This window comes from Kribbella antibiotica (assembly GCF_004349055.1).
Lineage (GTDB): Bacteria > Actinomycetota > Actinomycetes > Propionibacteriales > Kribbellaceae > Kribbella > Kribbella antibiotica.
Map to the genome: position 1 here is coordinate 1 of NZ_SMKX01000279.1, position 3,303 is coordinate 3,303.

The following is a 3,303-nucleotide window of genomic DNA, read 5'->3' on the forward strand; positions in this document are numbered from 1 at the left end:
GTTGTGGGCGGGGCTGCAGTCGGAGACTGTGGACTTCGGGATGCCGCCATTGGGGCGGGAGGGAGATCCTGACGATATTGCCAATGCGGTGGTGTTTCTCGCTTCGGAGCGGGCCGGGTGGTTGACCGGGAGCAATCTTGTGGTCGACGGCGGCGAATACCCGAGGCGATGATGATGGAACTGCAGGGTAAGAAGGCATTGGTGACCGGCGGGACTTCGGGGATCGGGTTGGCGACTGCCCGGTTGCTGGCCGGTGCGGGAGCAGAGGTCATCATCAGCGGGCGCAACGTAGAGCGCGGCGAGAAGGCCGCACGCGACCATGACGCGGTTCGATTCATGGCGGCTGATCTGTCCGACCTTGAATCGGTGGCCGAGTTGGCTCGACAGAGTGGACCGGTCGACATTCTCGTCAACAACGCGGGTGCTTTCCCGACTGCACTGACAGTTGATCAGAGCGTTGCGGACTATGCGCGGATTTTCGACACGAATGTGCGCGGGGCCTACTTCCTGGTCGCAGCATTGGTGCCACACATGCTGGCGAAAGGCGAGGGCAGCATCGTCAACGTGACCACGTTGGCTGCGCACAGGGCGTTCGCCACCACTTCGGCGTACAGCGCATCCAAGGCGGCGCTCGCCTCGCTGACTCGGACTTGGGCGGTGGAGTTCGCCGAGGGCGGCGTACGGGTGAACAGTGTGGCGCCTGGGCCGACGCGGACCGAGGGCGTGTTGGCCGAGTGGGGTCCGGACGGCAATGAGGGCATGGCCAAGGCGCTGGGGCTGCAGCGGACGGCTGATCCGCGGGAGATTGCGGAGGCGATCTACTTCTTAGCTTCGCCTCGCGCCAGCTACATCAACGGCACCACGATCCACGTCGACGCCGGCGGCGCTGCTTTCTAGAGGCCAGGTTTCCTCGCGGAGGAGTTCGAGCAGGGCAGTCTCGGCGGGCCCGGCCTCTGGACGCAGTACGGCGATGACCGGCTGAGCGACGTCCGGCAATACCGGGCGAACCAGGTGCTGATGGTCGTCGGGAACCACCGAGGCCGGCACGAGCGTGACTCCGAGGCCGTGCGCCGCCCAGCGCACGGCCGTCGCGGTCTGGGAGACGCGGGCGGCCGTGGTGGGGGTCAGGTCGTTGTCTTGCAGCACCTTCACCAGTACGGCGTCGAGTGCGCTGTCGCGGTCAAACCTCAACCACGGCTCGCTTTTCAGGTCGCGCAACGCAACGCGGTCCTCGGCCAGGAGCTCGTGGCCCGGACTCAGTACGACGACGAACTCCTCCTCGCCAAGCTGGTGAGCATCGGCCGGGCTCCGGTTGCAGGCCGCCATCAGAGCGAGGTCGAGTACGCCGCGGCTGCACAGTCGCTCGAGCTCAGCCGAGCTCTGCTCCTCGAAGACGGTGACCTCGAGCCGCGGGAAGCGCCGGCGCAACTCCCCCAGCGCGCCCGGGAGCTGGCGAGTTCCAAAACCCAGCTGTACGGCGACAATCAGCTCGCCTACCAGTTCCTCGGCACCGGCTCGCGCGGTGGCCCTCGCCCGGCGCGATGCGCTGACCGCGACCTGGGCCTCCCGCAAGAACGCGCGGCCGACGACGGTCGGCACCAGACCGGTCGGCGTACGGGCGAAGAGTTGTACGCCGAGCTCGCGCTCCAGCCCGCGAATCTGCTGGGACACCGACGGCTGCGCGACATGCAACCGCTCCGCGGCCGCCGTCACCGAACCCTCCTCGGCAACAGCCAGGGCGTACTCGTACTGGCGAAGACTCATCGGCCAACCTTCCCGCCGGGGCGTAACGATGTAATCACCAGTGTTACACCCCCGGGACAGTGCCGTCGGCGGACGCCCACCACTGTCTAACTCGGCTCTGAGGGCATCATCGGGGCAGGTCTGAGCGTGAACCAGACCAGTCGCAACCAGTTAGACAGTGCTGGCGGTCCGCCTCAGGCTTGAGCGATTGCGAGGACGAGCTAGAGCCTTACGCCTCGCTGGATCAGCGAGAACCCGACGTCAGGTTTTGTTGGTCAGCCATTGCTGCAGTATGGCGAAGTCTGCGTCGGTGAGGCCGCGGACCGGATCGACTTTGTGGAGGAGCGTTGGCGCCGGGTGGTTGGCTCGGGCCCACGCGCGGTCGTTGGCGGTGAGCTCGTCGTCCACCCAGATGAAGGGGCGATCGGCGGCCCACTGGGCGAGGGGAATTGTCTTCCAGTGCAGGCCCTCGGGGTCCTCGCCGTCGGGCCAGACGACGACCGGAAGGTCCGGCAGGCCGAGACGCGGCGACACGACCTCGTTGGCCTCGGACATCCAGGTGGTGGCCCAGACGAGCTCGCAGCCGAGGGCTGCTAGGCGGGGTCCATGGGCTGGGTTGATCCGGGCCGCGAGGGGATTGGCTCCGGAGATGCCGCCGTACGTCGGGTAGTTCGTTCCACCGAAGGGGATCAGCGGGCCGTCGACATCGAGGAAGAGCAGTGGGCGCGACACGCACGCACGATAGCGGGCTTAGGCTCGATGGATGTTGTCGAAACCGGTTCGGCTCGATGGGGGTCCTGCGGCGTGGGATGCGTGGCGGCCTGAGGAGATTGCTGGGCTGCTGGCGGGGACGCGGGCGCGATGGTGCGTGGTCGGCGGGTGGGCTCTGGACCTGTTCCGGGGGCGACAGACTCGGGAGCACGAGGATCTGGAGATCGCGACGCCGTTGTGGGACTTCGACCTGCTTCGGGAGCGGTTGTCGGGGTACGAGTTCTTTGTCGCGGGGCGGGAAGGGTTCTGGCCGGTCGACGGTGCGGGCCCTGCCTATTTCGAATACCAGCAGACATTCGTTCGTGATCCGTCGACGGGCCGGTGGCGGGCTGACGTGATGCGGACTCCGGACGACGGTGTGCACTGGATCTGTGCGCTCGACCGCTCGATCCGCCTGCCGTACGACGAGGCTGTCGCCCGTACGCCGGACGGAATTCCGTACCTGCGCCCCGAGCTGGTGCTGTTGTTCAAGGGCCTGCAGACCCGGCCGAAGGATCAGGTGGACTTCGAAGCCACCGCACCGCTACTGAGCGAGGCCGCCCGGCGGTGGCTGAGGGCCGCCCTTGCCGACGCCAGCGGCGAAGAACACCCATGGATTACCTTGCTGGGATGAGTTTTCGGTTGGCTGCTTATGGGGTTTGTTTTGTGGATGGGCGGGTTTTGCTCGCTCGGTATGTGTCGCCGGGTGGGGAGGGGACTTGGTGGACGTTGCCGGGCGGGAAGGTGGAGCACGGGGAGGATCCGTTTGCGGCGGTGACGCGGGAGTTGATGGAGGAGACGGGGTTGACG

General features: G+C 66.8%; 6 protein-coding genes. 4 read left to right on the forward strand and 2 right to left on the reverse strand.

All coding sequences use genetic code 11. The features are described from left to right. The first annotated feature begins 40 nt into the window (after positions 1-40). Positions 41-172 (forward strand): SDR family oxidoreductase, encoded by a 132-nt coding sequence (locus tag E1263_RS42080; RefSeq protein WP_272949736.1) that lies wholly within the window; start codon positions 41-43, stop codon positions 170-172. A gap of 2 nt (positions 173-174) precedes the next feature. Continuing rightward, entirely contained in the window at positions 175-897 is a 723-nt protein-coding gene (locus tag E1263_RS42085; protein ID WP_132178036.1) for an SDR family NAD(P)-dependent oxidoreductase, read from the forward strand. Here E1263_RS42085 and E1263_RS42090 read toward each other — a convergent pair. Further along, positions 826-1,764, reverse strand: a complete 939-nt coding sequence (locus tag E1263_RS42090; RefSeq protein ID WP_132178038.1) for a LysR family transcriptional regulator — start codon at positions 1,762-1,764, stop codon at positions 826-828. The genes E1263_RS42085 and E1263_RS42090 overlap by 72 nt on opposite strands. Before the next feature lie 240 nt (positions 1,765-2,004). Then, a complete protein-coding gene (locus E1263_RS42095) occupies positions 2,005-2,475 on the reverse strand; it encodes an HAD domain-containing protein (RefSeq protein ID WP_165956945.1) in 471 nt (156 codons plus the stop codon). Between the two features lie 31 nt (positions 2,476-2,506). On the opposite strand from E1263_RS42095, the gene E1263_RS42100 reads away from it, so the two are divergent. After that, positions 2,507-3,127, forward strand: a complete 621-nt coding sequence (locus E1263_RS42100; RefSeq protein WP_132178040.1) for a nucleotidyltransferase domain-containing protein — start codon at positions 2,507-2,509, stop codon at positions 3,125-3,127. Further along, on the forward strand, positions 3,124-3,303 hold a 180-nt coding region (locus tag E1263_RS42105; protein WP_132178042.1), incomplete at its 3' end, for an NUDIX domain-containing protein. The genes E1263_RS42100 and E1263_RS42105, both read left to right, overlap by 4 nt.

Coding starts and splice junctions, on each gene's coding strand:
- E1263_RS42100 (WP_132178040.1), top strand. CDS start 2,507: ATGTTGTCGAAACCGGTTCGGCTCGATGGGGGTCCTGCGGCGTGGGAT.
- E1263_RS42090 (WP_132178038.1), bottom strand. CDS start 1,764: ATGAGTCTTCGCCAGTACGAGTACGCCCTGGCTGTTGCCGAGGAGGGT.
- E1263_RS42080 (WP_272949736.1), top strand. CDS start 41: ATGCCGCCATTGGGGCGGGAGGGAGATCCTGACGATATTGCCAATGCG.
- E1263_RS42085 (WP_132178036.1), top strand. CDS start 175: ATGGAACTGCAGGGTAAGAAGGCATTGGTGACCGGCGGGACTTCGGGG.